This window comes from Mesorhizobium sp. LSJC285A00 (genome assembly GCF_000503155.1).
Classification (GTDB): Bacteria; Pseudomonadota; Alphaproteobacteria; order Rhizobiales; family Rhizobiaceae; genus Mesorhizobium.
Genome location: NZ_AYVK01000035.1, coordinates 26,909 through 43,650 on the forward strand (window position 1 = coordinate 26,909; position 16,742 = coordinate 43,650).

The 16,742-nt window shown below is 62.1% G+C and carries 15 protein-coding genes; 5 read left to right on the top strand and 10 right to left on the bottom strand.

Annotated elements, in window-relative coordinates:
* Nucleotides 1–126 precede the first annotated feature (126 nt).
* Together X726_RS144940 and X726_RS144935 are read right to left on the bottom strand one after the other, a co-directional pair.
* On the bottom strand, nt 127–1,467 hold the full coding sequence (locus X726_RS144940; protein ID WP_023672139.1) for an adenylate/guanylate cyclase domain-containing protein: 1,341 nt from the start codon (nt 1,465–1,467) through the stop codon (nt 127–129).
* 302 nt (nt 1,468–1,769) lie between these two features.
* Nucleotides 1,770–2,948 carry a DUF3095 domain-containing protein gene (locus tag X726_RS144935; protein WP_031196755.1) on the bottom strand — a complete coding sequence of 393 codons (1,179 nt, stop codon included), beginning with the start codon at nt 2,946–2,948 and terminating at the stop codon, nt 1,770–1,772.
* Between the two features lie 74 nt (nt 2,949–3,022).
* On the opposite strand from X726_RS144935, the gene X726_RS144930 reads away from it, so the two are divergent.
* Together X726_RS144930 and X726_RS144925 are read left to right on the top strand one after the other, a co-directional pair.
* Nucleotides 3,023–4,111 (top strand): glycosyltransferase family 4 protein, encoded by a 1,089-nt coding sequence (locus X726_RS144930; RefSeq protein ID WP_023672141.1) that lies wholly within the window; start codon nt 3,023–3,025, stop codon nt 4,109–4,111.
* The gene (locus X726_RS144925; RefSeq protein WP_023672142.1) at nt 4,108–4,866 is read left to right on the top strand and encodes a polysaccharide deacetylase family protein; all 759 of its coding nucleotides are present in this window, start codon (nt 4,108–4,110) and stop codon (nt 4,864–4,866) included. Before X726_RS144930 ends, X726_RS144925 begins: the two co-directional genes overlap by 4 nt.
* Before the next feature lies 1 nt (nt 4,867).
* On the opposite strand, the gene X726_RS144920 is transcribed toward X726_RS144925, so the two are convergent.
* From X726_RS144920 to X726_RS144910, 3 genes are all read right to left on the bottom strand, one after another.
* Nucleotides 4,868–5,719: an MBL fold metallo-hydrolase gene (locus X726_RS144920; RefSeq protein ID WP_023672143.1), complete on the bottom strand. Its 852-nt coding sequence runs from the start codon at nt 5,717–5,719 to the stop codon at nt 4,868–4,870.
* A gap of 111 nt (nt 5,720–5,830) precedes the next feature.
* Entirely contained in the window at nt 5,831–6,298 is a 468-nt protein-coding gene (locus tag X726_RS144915) for a cyclic nucleotide-binding domain-containing protein (RefSeq protein WP_023672144.1), read from the bottom strand.
* Nucleotides 6,299–6,332: 34 nt separating this feature from the next.
* The gene (locus X726_RS144910; RefSeq protein WP_023672145.1) at nt 6,333–9,047 is read right to left on the bottom strand and encodes an ABC transporter ATP-binding protein; all 2,715 of its coding nucleotides are present in this window, start codon (nt 9,045–9,047) and stop codon (nt 6,333–6,335) included.
* A gap of 266 nt (nt 9,048–9,313) precedes the next feature.
* Between X726_RS144910 and X726_RS144905 the strand changes: the two genes are divergently transcribed.
* On the top strand, nt 9,314–9,985 hold the full coding sequence (locus X726_RS144905) for a class I SAM-dependent methyltransferase (RefSeq protein WP_084558991.1): 672 nt from the start codon (nt 9,314–9,316) through the stop codon (nt 9,983–9,985).
* Here the strand turns inward: X726_RS144905 and X726_RS144900 are convergent.
* The 5 genes from X726_RS144900 to X726_RS144885 form a co-directional block, all read right to left on the bottom strand.
* Nucleotides 9,963–11,111, bottom strand: coding sequence for a glycosyltransferase (locus X726_RS144900; RefSeq protein ID WP_023672148.1), 1,149 nt, complete (start codon nt 11,109–11,111; stop codon nt 9,963–9,965). The two genes, X726_RS144905 and X726_RS144900, sit on opposite strands and share 23 nt — an antisense overlap.
* A complete protein-coding gene (locus X726_RS144895; RefSeq protein WP_023672149.1) occupies nt 11,108–12,352 on the bottom strand; it encodes a glycosyltransferase in 1,245 nt (414 codons plus the stop codon). Before X726_RS144895 ends, X726_RS144900 begins: the two co-directional genes overlap by 4 nt.
* Before the next feature lies 1 nt (nt 12,353).
* On the bottom strand, nt 12,354–13,568 hold the full coding sequence (locus X726_RS144890; RefSeq protein ID WP_023672150.1) for a glycosyltransferase family protein: 1,215 nt from the start codon (nt 13,566–13,568) through the stop codon (nt 12,354–12,356).
* Between the two features lie 230 nt (nt 13,569–13,798).
* Nucleotides 13,799–14,059: a hypothetical protein gene (locus tag X726_RS0136050; RefSeq protein ID WP_023672151.1), complete on the bottom strand. Its 261-nt coding sequence runs from the start codon at nt 14,057–14,059 to the stop codon at nt 13,799–13,801.
* A 99-nt stretch (nt 14,060–14,158) separates the two neighbouring features.
* Nucleotides 14,159–14,599 carry an Lrp/AsnC family transcriptional regulator gene (locus X726_RS144885; protein WP_023672152.1) on the bottom strand — a complete coding sequence of 147 codons (441 nt, stop codon included), beginning with the start codon at nt 14,597–14,599 and terminating at the stop codon, nt 14,159–14,161.
* Nucleotides 14,600–14,745: 146 nt separating this feature from the next.
* Here X726_RS144885 and rocF point away from each other — a divergent pair, with 146 nt between their 5' ends.
* Complete coding sequence (gene rocF / locus X726_RS144880; RefSeq protein WP_023672153.1) at nt 14,746–15,681, top strand: arginase; 936 nt, start codon at nt 14,746–14,748, stop codon at nt 15,679–15,681.
* Nucleotides 15,678–16,739 carry an ornithine cyclodeaminase gene (locus X726_RS144875; protein WP_023672154.1) on the top strand — a complete coding sequence of 354 codons (1,062 nt, stop codon included), beginning with the start codon at nt 15,678–15,680 and terminating at the stop codon, nt 16,737–16,739. Before rocF ends, X726_RS144875 begins: the two co-directional genes overlap by 4 nt.
* Nucleotides 16,740–16,742 lie beyond the last annotated feature (3 nt).

Sequence of the window (16,742 nt, forward strand, 5' to 3'; positions counted from 1 at the left end):
CTCCCGACCGGCCCCAAAAAGCAAGACTAGCGCATTGTCAGCGCAGAGCAACTTGGATTCGAAACGAATTCCCCGGCGACCGGCGGCCGGACAGCATACCAGGGCGTCCAGATCGGATGGTGGTGACTACTGGAGCTTCCTCCGGTCGCCCGCCGACAGCCGCGCGGCATCGCGATGAAGCAGCATGACCTGCTCGGCGTCCGATATCCGATCGTGAAACGGCTGCAGCGCAGCGTCTTCATCGAGTGCGAGAGCACCCGACAGATCGGGTGAAAGCACCGTCAGCTTCTGCTTGCTGCCCGCCAGTTCCTCCTCGCCGAGCGTCAACCAGCTGTTGGCCCCGCAATAGCCGGCGAAGTCCTTGCTGGCGAGAACGCTGTGCGGATATTTCTTAGTCAGGGTCTGGAGACGCTGGACCTCGTTTACAGCCGAGCCGAAGACGGAGAATGTGAGTCGGTCGGTAAGCCCGACATTGCCGAACATCACATTGCCGACATGCAGGCCGATACCAAATTTTATGTCGCCCAGTCCTTGCTCTTTTCTGCGCAGATTGAGCTCCATCATGCGCATGCTGGCCTTGTGCGCAGCCGCAAGAGCAGCCTGGCAGGCGATCTCTGACTGCGCCCGGTGCCTTTCGCAGGGGTAGACGGCAATGAATCCATCCCCCAGGAAACTCATGATCTGCCCGCCTTTGCGATTGAAAGGTGCTGCGATGGCATCGAAAAACTGGTTCAGCGTATCGATATAGACTTCGCGGCCGGAGGTTTCGGCGAGCCTTGTCGACCCGCGCATATCGCCCATCACCAGCGCGGCCCGGATTGTGTCGCCCTCGCCGCGCTTGATCTGGCCGTCCAGCACGCGCCTGCCGGCGTCACCGCCGAGATACGTGGTCATCATGTTGTCGGCGAGCTTGGTGAGCACCGCCATCTTGCTTGCTATAGCGAGATGGTTCTGGATCCGCAGCAGCGCCGAAATCATGCTGTCGCTGAAGCCTGAAGCACTGTCGGTGGACCAGGACCCCAACATGCCCTGACTTGTATCGCCGTTGAAGGGATGGACGAAAGCCATGTAATCGGTGACGCCCATAAGCCTGAGCTCATCGAAAACAGGAAACTCCGACCGCACCGACGGGTCGAGCCGGCGCCGCAGATGGTCGAGCTTGTTGCTGAGCAGATGGTAGTATGGGCTGGTCAGGAATCTGTCGGAATGGACGCCGTTCTCACTCCGGAAGCCTTCCACTTCCAGGCCTTGGCCGCGAATCCAGGTGAAACCGAGCGCGTCATAAAGCGGATGCAGCATCGAAAAGCTCAAATGCACCCGCTTCAGCGGCAGGCCGGCAGCAGCCAGCCGTTCACAAAAACCCTTGACCAATGTTTCCAGGTCGTCGCCCGCCAGCGCCGATTGGGTCAGCCAATCGGCAACCTTATCCATGAGAATGTTGGAAATTTCTGCTTGCGCTGTGCTCATGCTATCTCGAAACCCGTCGAAGACGAGCCATCTCCTTTGATCCGCAAATTCTCGAAGTCAATGAAGCCGGCTTCGGGGGCAGAAGCCGGCGAAGAATATCCCAAATGACTGTCCTTGCAGGAAGCAAGCAGACGTCGACCGCACAAATCACCTGCGACACTATGTGGCGAGGCTGCCGGCGAAGTGCAATCCCGATCCTGACATCGCGCAAAAATTGGTCGGCTCAGGCACCGTCGGGCTCGCCGGGTCTCAAGAACCATGGCCGAGGCGCATTGCGGAAAATCGATTTCCCCAAGCCGTCGTCAGACCGGCGCCTTCGCCTTCAGGCTTGCGGCAGCCATTGCATAGCCGCCGGCGGCGCCATCGATGAAGTGAACATGATCGCGCTGCAGCGGCGAGATGACGAGGCATGTCATCAAGGCCGACTTCTGGCGGTGCAGGCCATAGTTGCAGATGCCGGCCTCTTCCGCCTGTTTCAGCCGGTTCTCGATCCGCTGCAACACATCCGCGTCGACGTCGATGGTCATCTTCAAGCCGTCGTCGAACTTGCGGAAATCCGAATTGCTGGCCACCTCGCGTTTGTAGACCTTCGGGTCGAAACCGCCGATCGTCCAGCCCAATTTGTCGGTGACGGCCGTAAGCGTCATCAGGAAGATCACCCACAGCTTGGCCAGCCACCGCCGCCCCGGCGGCGCCGTGGCCCGTGCCTCGACATCGAGACCGGCGGGCAAGAGACTATAGGCCGGACCGTCCACCGGCACCGGGTGGCCATCGCGCTCCTGCCTGCCGGCAAGGGCGATGATGTCGGAAGCCAGAAACTGGAAACCACGCAAGTCGCGCGATGCCCCCGGCACGGCTATGATCGAGACAATTTCGCCATGCCGGGCTTCGATCGGGTTCCAGCGGCAGGAGAGGCCGGTCAGATCCGGCCGCGCGCCGGCCGGGGCGGGGTCGACGCGGTAGCGCCCGGCTTTCATTTCGGCTTCCGCCCAACTGCCGCCGCCGCCGGCGAACATGGCATAGAAGGCTGCTTCGGAGGCCTGGAACCTCGCCACGCGAACGTCGAGGCCTTGCGCTCTTATGTCCTTTATCGGCACGATTGCGGCACGCAAGGTCAGGTCCAGTTCGTCCGCCACCCATCTCTGGACAGAAGCCAGCGCGTTACGGGCGATCTCCAGCGCCGAGCCGGGAAACGCCACGAGCGCGCCGTCGCCGCCGAAGACGAAGGGAAGATCTTGCCGGCCCAGTGCATTGAGCAGCGCCGAAATGACGCTGGCGCCGGCCATATTGACGGTTTTGTAGCGCCCGGCCTCGATCGCCTTGGTCGAGCCGACGATGTCGGCGGTGGCCAGCGCCCAGCCATCGGGGAGAGGCCGATAGTTGTCGATATCGGCAACGCTTTCGAACTTTGCGAAGACCGGCAAAGAAGCGACGAACGGGTCGGACGCGACAGCTGTTTCCATAAGCATCAGATAGCACATTCCAGCGCTTGAAGGTGAAGTCGATCATGCCTCGAAATTGACTTGGGCAGGCTTTGCGATGATAGGATCGCGCGATGCGAATTGCCTTCTACGCCCCGCTGAAGTCGCCCAATCATCCCGTTGTCTCCGGCGACCGCCAGATGGCACGGATGCTGGTCCAGGCGCTGCAGCATGGCGGGCATAGCGTCGAACTGGCATCGGAGTTGCGCTTCTATCTACGCCAGCCGGAACCGAAAAGTTTCGATGCGCTCATGATCGAGGCCCGGGACGAAGCCGCGCGACTGACAAGGCTTTGGGACCGTGACGGCAAGCCCGATCTCTGGTTCTCCTATCATCCCTACTACAAGGCGCCCGACCTGATCGGGCCCGAGCTGGCGTTGGCCTTTGCCATCCCCTATGTGACGGCCGAAGCCTCCTATTCCGAACGGCGCAACGCCGGTTCGTGGGCCGATAGCCAGGCATTGGTGGCGCGAGCCATCGAGCAGGCGGCGCTGAACATCTGCTTCACGCAAAGGGATCGCCAGGGGCTGGCGGATGCTGTTCCCCACGCCGCTCTCGGTATGCTTTCACCCTTCATCGACACATCGGCATTCCACGAAATGCCGGTACTGGATTATCCGACGCGCCTCGTGACCGTCGCCATGATGCGCCCGGGCGACAAGGTCTTGAGCTATCGCATGCTGGCGCAGGCGCTCGGGTTGATCGGCCATCTCCCCTGGACGCTGTCGGTCGTCGGGGACGGACCTGCCCGTGACGAGGTAAAGGCGCAATTCGCCGGCTTGCCCGCCGACCGTATCGAATGGCTTGGCGCTATTGAGCCGGTCGCCGTGCCGGATGTCCTCTATCGCGGGGGAATCTACGTCTGGCCGGGTTACGGCGAGGCCTATGGCATTGCCTATCTTGAAGCACAGGCCGCCGGCCTTCCGGTGGTGGCTCAGGACATTGCCGGCGTGCCGGAGGTCGTGCGGCATGGCCAGACCGGGTTTCTCACCCCGCCAGGCGATGTAGCGGCGTTCGCTTCCGCAATTGCAAGGCTTCTGGCCAACAATGACGAAAGAACCATCATGGCTGCAGAGGCCAGACGTTTCGTTCTCGAAGAACGCTCTCTCGGTGCTGCAAAGGCCCGTCTGGCGGAACTTCTCAAGATGATCCCGTTGTCATGACATCCGACCCGATTTGGCAGCCCCTGGTGGACGAGCTGGCGCACCGGCAACGGGCGGGCCGCAAGGCAGAGTTCTGGCTGCGCGACGATGACGCCGTGGATCCGACGCCGGCGCTCGATCGGTTGCTCGACCTCACCGGTGACTTCGGGGTGCCGGTCACTCTGGCCGTCATTCCGGCCCGGACCGACGGGACGCTTGTCGTCCGGCTTGACGCGGCGCCGCATGCCACGGTCGCCATTCATGGCTGGGCGCACCGAAATCATGCGCCCGAGGGTCAAAAAAAGCAGGAGCTTGGCGCGCATCGGCCACGCGAGGTGGTGCTGGATGAGCTGGCCGGCGGGCTGTCGCGTGTAAGCGGCCTGCACGGCGCACGTGCGGTTCCGATGCTGGTGCCGCCCTGGAACCGGATCGACGCCGGCCTGGTACCCGACCTCCGATCGATAGGATTTGCGGCATTGTCGGTGTTCGGGCCGCCAAGGCCGGCTTCCCTGGCGGTCATCAACAGCAATGTCGACATCATGGATTGGCATGGCACGCGCGGCTGCCGCGATCATGGTCTGTTGGTTCAGGCCATCGTCGCGCAATTGCAGCGTGCATTCGGCGGCGGCGAACCGGTCGGCCTGCTCACCCACCATCTCGTCCATGATGAATCGGCCTGGCTTTTCCTCGAACGGCTGTTCACGATCACCGCGCGGGCAGAAGGCTGCGCATGGCTTCCGATCAGCACACTGACAGAACGCAGCGCCGGAAAATAGCTCAGCGCTTTTTGTGCAAGACTGGAAATGTGAGCGTCTGGCCATCCCGCGCCGCAAAAGCGCCGGCAAATCTGTCTTTGGCCAGTTTCTCCATCTCGTCCAGCTCATCGTCGGTGCGTGCCGGATCGTGGTGAAACAGCGCAAGCCCGCGCGCGCCGGCCGCCTCGCAGAGCTTGACGCCCTGTTGCCATGTCGAGTGCCCGTTGCCGCGGTAGCGCTCCATTTCCTCCTCGGTGTAGGTGCAATCGTAAATGACGAGGTCGGCATTCTCGATCAGGCCGAGCACCGCCGGATCGAGTTTGCCCGGCTCGTGCTCGGTGTCTGTGATGACCGCCACGACGCGGCCCCCCCATTCGACCCGGTAGCCGATGCAGCCGCCCGGATGGGTAAGACTACCGGTCCGCACAACAACTCCTTCGCGCGGCCGAAGCACGTCTCCGGATGCGAAATCGCGGCAGTCGAGGCTCGCCTTGCAGACACCGAGTGTCACCGGAAACCATGGCGGCCGAATGAATTCATCGACCATCTGCCGCGTCGTCATGCGTCCAGCCAGATGCCCGGACCAAAGCGTAACTTTGATGCCTCGTTCATAAATAGGCTTGAAAGCCGGCAGCCCGATGACGTGGTCGTAGTGGCAATGGGTGAAAAACAGGTCGAAATCGGTGACGCCCGCCGCCCGAAGCGTCCTGCCGGCAGGCCGCAAGCCGGAGCCCGCGTCGAACAGAAGCGTATGCTTGCCGCATTGCATCTCGATGCAGATCGTGTTGCCGCCATAGCGAGCAAATTCTGGCCCCGACACCGCAATGCTGCCGCGCACGCCCCAAAACCTGACAAGGAAGAAATCGTCGTCCATGCACCCTTTCGCCCATCGTAGCCAACCAACTGCTGCCAGAGTCGTTCCAGGAAAGGTGTGACACGGTTCCGGAAACTGCATCAAAACAAAGAAACAGAGCGGCTCGCCGCTTCAGTGCAACTGTGAATCGCTCTCGGCCGTTCGTGCGTCGATCAGGTCCGCGGTCGTACTGCTTAGCCTATCGGCAAGAACCCGCAATATCTCGATGGTCATTTCGGGAAACTCCTTCATAAGCCTCAGGAAATGGTCCTTGCGGATTCTCAAGGCCTCCAGCTCACTTGCCGCTTTGACGGTGGCAGTACGGGAGCTGTTGCACAATATGGCAATCTCGCCAACGATCGAATTTGGCAGCAATTCAGCAACTTTGATCGGCCCATTGTCGGAATCGACCAGAATATCCGCGCTGCCCGAAAGGATGACATAGGCCGCGTCTGCCTCGTCGCCCTGCCGGAAAAGAATCTGGCCGGCACTGTAGTTCACGCGATCGGACGTGAACGCGAGCAGCTTGAGCTTTGTCGGCTCGATGCCAGAGAACAAGGGAACGCGTTGCAGCATTCCAACTTCATCCTTGAGCAGCATTGTCGCAAACCTTCCTGAATTCGCGTTTGCCAGACTATGACACAAGTTCCTTGAAGATACCGTTTCCCGCCAAGAGTGTCTCGTGTGTTCCGTCTTCCACCAATTGGCCTGAGTCAAAGACCACAACCCGATCGAACATCGCCGCCATTGCCGGATTCGTCACCACCCACACAATTGCCGGCGAATGGCCGTCGCGTCTGGCTTCGTCGAGCACATTCCGCAACACTTTGTCCTGCACGCGCTGGTCGAGCGCTGACAGCGGCCGATTGAGAATGAGGAAATCGGGACGCTTGAGCAAGGCGCGGGCAACATCGAGCTTCTGTCGCTGTCCGCCGGTCAGCCGCCTGCCGGCGGCGCCGACGTTGAAGTCCAGGCCGACATCCAGAAGCTCGGCATAAAGTCCCAGTTCGTCAAGAATATCATAGACGATGGAGCGAATACGGTCCGGCGCGTCGGGATGGTTGTTGCCGACACGCCCGAACAGGACGTTGTCCATGACGGTGGCCGCGGCGATGTATTTGGCAGGATCAAACCGTTCGACAGCTTTCTCCAGCTCGGCCGGCAGGTTTTCATAGAACTGGTTGCGTGCAGCGATGATCTTGCTCATCAGCTCGTCGGTCAACAGGCCGAAGCGATGCCGGGGCTCGATATAGGCAAAGCTTAAGGTGACCATCATGGCGCGGTCGTTCTCCGAAACCGCATCGTAGGGGCGATTCTTGAGCCGTTGCAGCAAGGTTTCGTAGGCGGGTATCTCCTCGGCGCTCATGAAGGCGAGCTGCTGGAAGAACTGATGTTCGGGCGGCAGGTCGGCAAACAGCTCGATCGCCTGTTCGGCGATCTCCATGCCCATTTCGTAGAGCGTGCGGTCGAGGCCGGCTTGCTTCAGCACGGAAGCAAAATAGGGATTGGACGCCAGTGCCTTGTGAGCCAGTTCGGGGCCGGCCGCAGCGCCGAAGAGCAGGTTCTGGCCGATCGTCGCTTCCTTGTTGTAGGCGCCCGGTTCAAAAGGAACCACCAGCGCGCTCAGGCCTTCTTCCTCCAACCGGGTTCGCAGCGCCGCACGCAATTCGACGATCCGCCCGGCAAGCTTCGTGTGGCGCTTGAGGTCGGCCGAAGAGCGCAAGCCTAGATCCAGAATGTCGCGCGACAGAAGAACCGCGTCGAGCACCCGGCGCACGGCTTCAAAGAGGTCGTGCGGGCCGGTGGCGCCGGCGGAGGCATAGTTGATCCAGTCGCTGCGGATATCGAGATCCGGATTGCCCGACCGGCGCGCCTCGTCGATATTCCAACGGTGCTGGTCCGCCGCGGCGCCGTCATATGTCACCGATGTCAGCGGCGCATGCTTCAACCCGTAGAGCAAATTGTCGCGCAGGCTTGCCTGGAACAGGAAAACATCCGACGAAGCGTAGGACATGCGCCGGCCGGTCACGGCTTCGGGGAGATCGAGCAAGTCATCGGAGCCCGAAACGATCCTTCCACTATCCGGCCAGGTCAGCCGCGCAAAGGCTTCCGCAAGCGCCTCCGCTCCCCCTGTTGCGGTGCTGACCAGCGCCACCGTCTCACCCGGCTTGACCTCGAGCGAGATGCGATTGAGGAGCATTGCGCCGCCATCGTCGGCTATCGACAGGCTGATCGCCGACAGCGGCTTGGTCATCGGATCGGGATCGTCGATCGTCAGTGCTCCGATTTCCGGCGCGATGATATTCTCGACGGTGAACTGTTCGACGACCTGCTGATATTTGACCTGGACATCCTGCCGGTCCTGATCCCAGTCGATCAGTTCCTTCATCGGTCCGGGCAAGTCCTTGTAGGCGCCAATCACGGCCACGAGCTGGCCGACATCCAGCCGCCCCTGGATGACCAGATAGCCACCGATCATGTAGAACAGAAAGGGCGTGAGCTGCGCGAGAAAATTGTTGAGGAACTTTACCATGAATTTCCATTGGTAAAGATCGAAGCGGATTTTGAAGATGAGCCCGAGCCGGGCTGCTATGTCGGCGCGCTCGTAATTCGACGTATCGTGGACGTGAACCGCGCCGATGCCGTCGACGATTTCGCCAACCCGGCCCGACAGCGCGCGCGCCGTCAACTGCCGCTGGCGCCCCAGCACGAGCAGCCGCCGCCGCATTCGCGGGATAAGCACGATCTGGATCGCCACGATCACGACCGCTATCATTCCGAGCCAGACGTTCTGGACCATGATGAACAGCATGGCCGTCAGCGCCTGGCCGCCGAGCAGCACCGGCTGCAGGAAGGCATCGCCGATGAAGCCGCCCAGCGGCTCCACCTCGTCCTTCACCATGGTCGCCACTTCGGCGGATTTCACCCGCTTGAAGTAAACCGGCGGAAACCGCAGCACACGATCGACCAGGTCGAAACGAATACGCCGCAGCATGCGTTCGCCGAGCCGGCCCTTGTAAGTGTTGATGTAGAGCTTGAACAAGCCGTTGATGACGACCAGCAAGAGGAACACAAGGCTGAGCGCAAGCAGGGTCGACGTGCGGTCCAGTTGAAAACCGGAGAAGAACTGGACCTCGCCGATGAACGGCAGATTATAGTGCAACCGCATGAATGGCAGGGTCGCGCCCGGTTGCTCGAACCCCTTGCCTTGGATCGGGCCGTTGACGATCAGCTTCGGCAGGTCGAACGACATGAAATACGGGACCATCGAAAGCACGACGATCATCAATATCCAGAGCTGCTGCTTCCTGGTGTGCGTCCAGATATAGCGGGCTAGGCTGGTTTCCATATGCGATTGTCAGTTTGAAGGATGCAGAATGTAAAGGCACCTGCTGGCGAATGGTGTATTGGCCATGTCTTCGCCGCCAACGACGATCTCGAAGCGGCAGCTGCGCGCCAGGCGGATGGATGCCGATGGTCCGGACAAATGCAATCGGCCTCCTCCGGGCAATGGCGAAACGGCTTGCGGCACAATCGCGTCCGCAAGTCGAACAGCCTTGCATGAGGCAAGATTGCGTTGTGTCGCCCGAAATCCCAACATAGAAGACGAATATGATGGATGTCACGCAACCACGCAATGCCGGCATGGATGGGCATGAGCAAGCCCTGGACCTCACGCGGGGAATTGCCGCCTATGTCGACCACCCTCTCGTGGCCGGGCTGGCGCGCGTCATCGCCAAGCATCCGCAGGCCAATATCGCGAACGCCTTCAACCACAAGCAGGTCGCCTGCAAGATGTGGGCGCTCGACAGGCTTTTCGAAAGCTGCGGCGGTCGGTTCGAGCGCATATGGGTTCTGGGTGGATGGTACGGCGTATTGCCGGCGATGCTTTTCAACGACGCCCGCTTCGACATCGCGGCGATCGACAGCATCGACATTGATCCCGAAGTCGGCGCGGTCGCCCGGACACTCAACCGGCAAGCCGGCGACCGGTTTCAAGCGCTGACGGCAGATATGTACGCACTCGACTATGCCGCCGGCGGGCCCGACTTGGTGGTCAATACGAGCTGCGAACACATAGCCGACCTCAGCGCCTGGCTTGCCCTGCTTCCGCGGGGCACGAACGTGCTGCTGCAGTCGAACGACTATTTCAGCGAGCCGACGCACATCAACTGCGTGGCGTCACTTGCAGCCTTCGAAGCAATGGCGGCGCTGCGGCAGATCAGGTTCTCCGGCGAATTGCCGACAAAAAATTATACACGCTTCATGCTGATTGGAACTGTTTGAAGCGCTCGCGCAGGATTTGCGCCGAGCGCCGCGCCCCTTCCAGATCGAGGCGATGCGCGGCTGGCGGCGGTCCCGCAAGCGCCTGCTCGGTCGCATGCGCCAGACCTTCAGGCGTCAGGTCCTGTTCCGTCAGCACCGTTGCAAGACCGAGCTCTTCGAGTAACAGGGCGCGACGCGTCTGCTCGGTTTCCCCGCCGGCTGCAAATGGAACGAGAAGCGAGCGACACCCCGCGCGCAGGACATCGCAGACCGTGTTGTAACCGGCCTGCGAGACCGACAGGCGGGCGCCGGTCAACAGGCTGGCGAAATCCTCGCGGAACCGGAAGATGGACAGGCGTGGGGAGGCATCGCGTGAAATCGCGTCAAACTCGTCCTTCGGCAGGTTTGGGCCGGTGATCAAACACCATGTCCAGGCGTTATCGGCATTTCGCGCCGCCGCGACGGTGGATCTGACAAGGCTCTTTCCGGCCGCCCCGCCGCCAACCGACACCAGAACGTCGAAGCGCTCTGAGGCCGCTTGCGTCGGCGGCGCGGCAACGAGCCCGGTGTAGGCGACCTCGGCCCTGATCGCCCCAGCCAGCGGAAATGTCTTGTCGATGGTTGCGAAAGCCGGATCGCCATGGACCATGACAAGATCGAAATGCCTGTTGACGATATCGACCGTTTCTTCGTTTCGGCTCGGCTTCACGCGCTCCTGAAGGATGTCGCGGACGGACGCCGCCAGCAGCGGTCTGGGCGATGTCGCTTCGATGGCCTCGATCAGTGGCAAGAGTTCGAAACGCATCTGCCGGCGTCCAAAGGGAAACGCCTCGATAATGACGATGTCGGGCCTGTAATCCCGGAAAGCCTGCAGCAGCATCTCTGAGCGCCGCGTCTTGAAATCATCGTCGACGGCTTTGCCCTGCAGGTCGACAAGTCCGGAAAATCCTTCGTCACCGGAGGTGACAGGCGGCAGGGTCACGGATTTTACACCCGATCCCGGAAATCCCGCGATCGGCGCTCCGCCGGTCACGACGGTGACGTCGAACCCGTCATCGACCAGAGCCGCCGCAATGCGGCTGGCGCGCGCGAGATGGCCGATGCCGAGCAGGTGCTGAACATAGAAGAAAGCGCGCAGCCGCTTCATTCGGCGGCCCGCCACTCCCGCTCGAACAGTTCCTTGAGCTGTCCAATGCCTGCCACATGATCGAAATTGCTTCGCACGCGCCGCTCCGCGGCGTCGCCGAGGCGGACGCGCAGGACGGGATCGCGGATCAGGCGCTCCAGCGCCTGTGCCAGGGCAGTCGGGTTTTCCGAGGGAATCAGCAGCCCGGTTTCATCCGACGATAAAAGCTCCGGCACGCCGGATATATCGGTCGACACGCAGGCAAGCCGCTGGCTGGCCGCCTCCACCAGAACATTCGGCAGGCCGTCCCGGTCGCCATCCGCGGTGATCCTGCAGGCCAAAGCGAAGATGTCGGCGCTGCGGTAGTGCTCAAGCACCTCCTCCTGCGCCAGCGCGCCTTTCCAGGAGACGCGCCCCTCCAGCCCGAGCCTTTGCGCCAGCGCCTTCAGCCGTTTCAGTTCCTCGCCGCCACCGATATGCTCGAAACACCACGCCAGATCGCCAGGCAAGAGGGCAAGAGCCTCCAGCAACGTATCATAGCCTTTCTTTTCAACGGCGCGTCCGACACTCAAGATCATGACCGGTTCGGCCGGCGCCGAGCCGTCACGCTGTTTTCGCGCCTCGCCGAAACTGCCGAAGCGGTCAAGGTCGAGCCCATGATAGCTCAGATGCACGGACGAACTGCCGTTGGCGAGTTTTTTCAGACGGTCGAAGCCGGTTTTCGTGCACGTGACCGTCCAGCGCGCCGAGGAAAGCTTGCCGGCCAGATCCCAGTCCGCCGACGTCCAGATGTCCTTGGCATGGGCTGAGCAGCTCCAGGGCAACCCAAGAAGCTGGCTGGCATAGCGCGTCACCGATGCCGGCGTGTGCGCGAAATGGGCATGCAGCCAGCCCGCGTCTTGCGGCCATTCGGCGGCCAACACGAGCGCTTGCCCGAAGCGGCGCGCGCGATTGCGGGTAAAGTCGCGGCGGATATCGGCAGCCAGCGATTTGAGCGCGCGCCAGAAGCCAGGCCGCGGCAGACAGGCAAACAGCGACCGAACCACGCGCAGCGGCTCTCTGTGCAGATATTCCGGTAGATAGTGGACGGGGGCCTTGATCTCGTCATGCACGGGATGACGTTTTGCGTCGGTCGGCCGCCTGAGCGCGAAAAGTATCAGGTCGAACCCCGCACGCTCGAGACCGAGCAATTCCTGCGCGATGAAGGTTTCCGACAGCCGCGGATAGCCCTTCAGAACCACGACGATCTTGCGGTGTTGCAACTCAGTTCATGCCTTCAATGACCGAAAGGTGATGGCCGGCCCGCCGGTCGAGCAGTTCCGCGACGATTTCGGAAATATGAGGCAGCCCTTCCAGCGTCAGATGCGCATTGCTCTGCGATGGGCGCGGCCGGCCCGGCAAAACCTGCAGCGCATCGGCAAACCGCTGGGCATCCTCGGCCTCCTCGGGCAAAAGCATCTCGATGAGGCCGAGTTCGGCTGCGCGCCGTGCCCGGATCAGCTGTTCCTCGCGCGGCGTGACGCGCGGCACGATCAGCGCCGGCTTGTCGAAAGACAGTATCTCGCAATAGGTGTTGTAACCGCCCATCGCCACCACCGCCTTGGCGCCGGCAATCAGCTCTTCCATCCGGTTGTCGAATTCGATGATCTTGACATAGGGGATCTTGGCCCCCTTCCGGACCAGCTTGTTGCGCTTGCGCGCCGGCATGTAGGGCCCAAGCACGATCAGCGCCCGGTGCTGCAATCGCGGATCCTGCTGATAGGCCTCGATGACGTTGTGGATCAGGTCGGCGCCGTCACCGCCGCCACCGGTGGTAACCAGGATATAGTCGCCCTCGGGCCGGTGGCCGGGCAACTGGTTCTGCTGCAGGCTCCGTTGCAGGAAACCGACGAACTTCATCTTTGCCCTGACCGCCGGCGGCACCTCCAGGCCGGTCAGCGGATCGTAGAAATCCGGCGGGCCATAGACCCAGACCTTGTCGTAGAACAGGCCGATCTTGCGCATCACATCCCTGCGTGCCCACTCCGCTTCGAGCAAATGCGGCGCGTCCATCACCTCGCGCAGGCCAAGCACGAGCGTGGTGCCCCGCGTCTTGAGGTAGGACAGCGTATCCTCGATCTCTCCGCGCAGCCCCAGCGGTTCCTTGTCGACGATGAAGATATCCGGCCGGAAGCTCTCGGCCGTGTGGCGGATAATCGACTGCCGCATCCTTAGCGTCTCGTGCAGATCGATGTCCTTTTCCAGCGAGGTGTATTCGCCGTTGCGCAGCTTGATGACGCTGGGGATCTTCACGAAGTCGACGCGGGCGCGGTAGTCGAAGGCGCCGGCGATGGTGGCGCCCGAAATGATTAGCACCTGAAGTCCGCGGAAATCCCCGACCAGCGAATGCGCGATCGTTCGGCAACGCTGCAAATGGCCGAGCCCGAACGTGTCGTGGCTGTACATGAGAATTCGTGCGTCTTTTGCGTGCTGTGTCATTGTGAACGTCTTTTAGAATTCTCGCCGGACCGTGGGCAATCCCGCAGGCTTCGAAACCATTCTCGCGGGTCTATCGACCTGTTTTGAAACATGGGGGCGAGAGGTACGCAACGGTATTCTTCACCTGGTCACGAATGCCAGGGGGCGCTGATTGTGGCGCCATGCCTTGTCTTCGCCGACGATAGACGGCCCGAGCACAAATCTCTGTCATGAGGCTTGACCCCGTGGAATTAAATGCCCTGCGGCCTGAGGCAGGCAAAGCGCACATTGCGAAAAATCAAGGGCGACCAAGGCGAAACGAGGCTGCCGCACATTGTGAGGAGAACCCGCACCTTGGGAAAATGCTTCATAATCCATCGAAACACAACGGCCGCCAGAGGCCGCACGTTGCGGCCTTTTATCCTGCCATCAGCCTTGGCCTGTGGCAAGCGTCCGGTCCTTGCACCGTTGAAGCTGGTGCAATCTCGCGTCATGCCGGCTTCGTCCGTCATGTGGAGGATAGCTGCGGCCCCAATGAGATTCGTCAGCCAGGCGACCCATTCGCCAGTTCCGCCCAAAGCTTTGCGTGAACACGCCGGCCGGAACGGCGGCTAAGCCAGCCGCGCCCTTGTCGTCCTCGGCGTTGCCAGCAGCAGACTTGTCTCGCTGCCGGTTATCCCGGGGACGAGCCGTATCCGCCTAAGCACGGCGTCGAAATCGGTGAGCGATGCAGTGCCGAGTTCGACCACCAGGTCCCAGCGGCCATTGGTGGTGTGAATGGTCGAAACCTCGGCCAGGCCGCCAAGCGCCCGGACCACGCGATCCGCGGCATGGCCTTCGATCTCGATCATCATCACGCCGCGTATCCGCTGGTCGACGGCGTCGGCGCGCAGCACCACCGTGTAGCCGATGATCTCACCCGACTTTTCCAGCCGCTCCATGCGCGCCCTGACCGTAGCGCGCGACACCCCGAGATCGACCGCGAGATCGGAGATGCTGCGCCGGGCATCATGCCTGAGCAGCGTGACCAGCCTTTCGTCAAGCAAGTCCATGATTCTATCCACTTTGACCAAAGCGACTTATCGGAATGATAAATCATTCTTCTCGAAATGCCAATTTCGCCTGTTCAAACTGCCGGTCCAGGATGGTTCATTCCACGCATCAATTGCCCAATCAATTTGCAAGGACACCAAAAACCATGCGCTGCAGGATCGTTGGCGCGCCGGTGCAGGACGGCGCCGGCAGGATGGGATGCGAGATGGGGCCGAGCGCGCTGCGCACGGCCGGGCTTGTCTCGGTGCTGTCGGAACTCGGCCACGAGGTCGAGGACTGGGGCGCGGTGCAACCGGCCGCCGTGCGCGCAATCGTCCATGGCAATCTCGCGCTGAAGGCCCTACCGGAGATTTCCGCCTGGACCGCGGCGATAGCCGAGACCGCCTATGCGGCTTCGCGGAACGCCATGCCGATCTTCCTTGGCGGCGACCACGCGATATCGGCCGGCACGGTGTCGGGCATAGCCCGCCGCGCCGCCGAACGCGGCCGGCCGCTCTTCGTGCTGTGGCTCGACGCACATCCCGATTTCCACACGCTCGATACCACCGTCAGCGGCAATCTGCACGGCGTGCCGCTCGCCTATGCCAGCGGCCGGCCGGGCTTCAACGGTTATTTCCCGGACCTGCCTGTCGCCGTCGATCCTGCCCACATCTGCGTCATGGGCCTGCGCAGCGTCGATCCGGCGGAGCGCCGGGCGCTGAGCGAAGCGGGGGTTACCGTGCACGACATGCGCACCATTGACGAGCACGGCGTCGCACCTTTGCTGCGCGCCTTCCTGGCCATCGTCGAAAAGGCAAACGGCCTGCTGCATGTCAGCCTCGACGTCGACTTCCTCGACCCCTCCATCGCGCCGGCCGTCGGCACCACCGTGCCCGGCGGCGCCACCTTCCGCGAGGCGCATCTGGTGATGGAGATGCTGTCCGACAGCGGCCTGGTCTCCAGCCTTGATCTGGTCGAGCTCAACCCGTTCCTCGACGAGCGCGGCCGCACCGCCACGCTGATTGTCGACCTCGCCGCCAGCCTGATGGGCCGGCGCATCATGGACCGCCCGACCCGCAGCCATTCCGGAAGCATTGCATGACCCAGCCTTCCCGCCTTGCCATCGTCCCCTTCGTCAGCGTCGACCGCATGATGAAGCTGGTGCTGACCATCGGCGTCGAGCGGTTCCTCACCGAACTCGCCGCCTATATCGAGGAGGATTTTCGCCGCTGGGAGCTGTTCGACAAGACGCCGCGCATCGCCTCGCACAGCCATGACGGCGTCATCGAACTGATGCCGACCAGCGACGGCAAGATGTACGGCTTCAAATATGTCAACGGCCATCCGAAGAACATGCGGGAAGGCCGTCAGACCGTCACCGCCTTCGGCGTGCTCGCCGATGTCGGTTCCGGCTATCCGATGCTGCTCACCGAAATGACGATCCTGACGGCGCTGCGCACCGCGGCGACCTCCGCTGTCGCGGCCAAATATCTGGCGCCCAAAGGCGCGCGCTCGATGGCCATCATCGGCAATGGCGCCCAGTCCGAATTCCAGGCTGTCGCCTTCAAAGCGCTGCTCGGCGTCGACCGGCTGCGGCTCTATGATATCGACCGCTCCGCTTCGGAAAAATGCGCCCGCAACCTCGCCGGCAAGGGCTTCGACATCACCATCTGCGCCACCGGCCAGGATGCGGTGGAAGGCGTCGACATCATCACCACGGTGACCGCCGACAAGCAGTCCGCCACCATCCTCACCGACAACATGGTCGGTTCCGGCGTGCACATCAACGCGGTCGGCGGCGACTGCCCCGGCAAGACGGAACTGCACCGCGACATCCTTTTGCGCTCCGACATCTTCGTCGAGTTCCCGCCGCAGACGCGCATCGAGGGCGAAATCCAGCAACTCCACGCCGACCATCCGGTGACCGAGTTGTGGCAGGTGATGACCGGCAAGGCGGAAGGCCGCAAGACGGCGGAACAGATCACCTTGTTCGATTCCGTCGGCTTCGCCACCGAGGATTTTTCGGCGCTGCGCTATGTCCGCGACCAGCTTCAGGCCACCGGCCTCTACGAGGAGCTCGACCTGCTCGCCGATCCCGACGAGCCGCGCGACCTCTTCGGCATGCTGCTCAGGGCAGCGCTGCAGCCGGCCGCCGCCTGAGGG

What these genes read in the sequence shown, in the direction of transcription:
- X726_RS144935 (WP_031196755.1), bottom strand. Translation starts at nt 2,948, where the DNA reads ATGTGCTATCTGATGCTTATGGAAACAGCTGTCGCGTCCGACCCGTTC.
- X726_RS144900 (WP_023672148.1), bottom strand. Translation starts at nt 11,111, where the DNA reads ATGAAGCGGCTGCGCGCTTTCTTCTATGTTCAGCACCTGCTCGGCATC.
- X726_RS144920 (WP_023672143.1), bottom strand. Translation starts at nt 5,719, where the DNA reads ATGGACGACGATTTCTTCCTTGTCAGGTTTTGGGGCGTGCGCGGCAGC.
- X726_RS144930 (WP_023672141.1), top strand. Translation starts at nt 3,023, where the DNA reads ATGCGAATTGCCTTCTACGCCCCGCTGAAGTCGCCCAATCATCCCGTT.
- X726_RS144885 (WP_023672152.1), bottom strand. Translation starts at nt 14,599, where the DNA reads ATGGACTTGCTTGACGAAAGGCTGGTCACGCTGCTCAGGCATGATGCC.
- X726_RS0136050 (WP_023672151.1), bottom strand. Translation starts at nt 14,059, where the DNA reads ATGACGGACGAAGCCGGCATGACGCGAGATTGCACCAGCTTCAACGGT.
- X726_RS144875 (WP_023672154.1), top strand. Translation starts at nt 15,678, where the DNA reads ATGACCCAGCCTTCCCGCCTTGCCATCGTCCCCTTCGTCAGCGTCGAC.
- X726_RS144940 (WP_023672139.1), bottom strand. Translation starts at nt 1,467, where the DNA reads ATGAGCACAGCGCAAGCAGAAATTTCCAACATTCTCATGGATAAGGTT.
- X726_RS144925 (WP_023672142.1), top strand. Translation starts at nt 4,108, where the DNA reads ATGACATCCGACCCGATTTGGCAGCCCCTGGTGGACGAGCTGGCGCAC.
- X726_RS144905 (WP_084558991.1), top strand. Translation starts at nt 9,314, where the DNA reads ATGGATGTCACGCAACCACGCAATGCCGGCATGGATGGGCATGAGCAA.
- X726_RS144890 (WP_023672150.1), bottom strand. Translation starts at nt 13,568, where the DNA reads ATGACACAGCACGCAAAAGACGCACGAATTCTCATGTACAGCCACGAC.
- rocF (WP_023672153.1), top strand. Translation starts at nt 14,746, where the DNA reads ATGCGCTGCAGGATCGTTGGCGCGCCGGTGCAGGACGGCGCCGGCAGG.
- X726_RS144915 (WP_023672144.1), bottom strand. Translation starts at nt 6,298, where the DNA reads ATGCTGCTCAAGGATGAAGTTGGAATGCTGCAACGCGTTCCCTTGTTC.
- X726_RS144910 (WP_023672145.1), bottom strand. Translation starts at nt 9,047, where the DNA reads ATGGAAACCAGCCTAGCCCGCTATATCTGGACGCACACCAGGAAGCAG.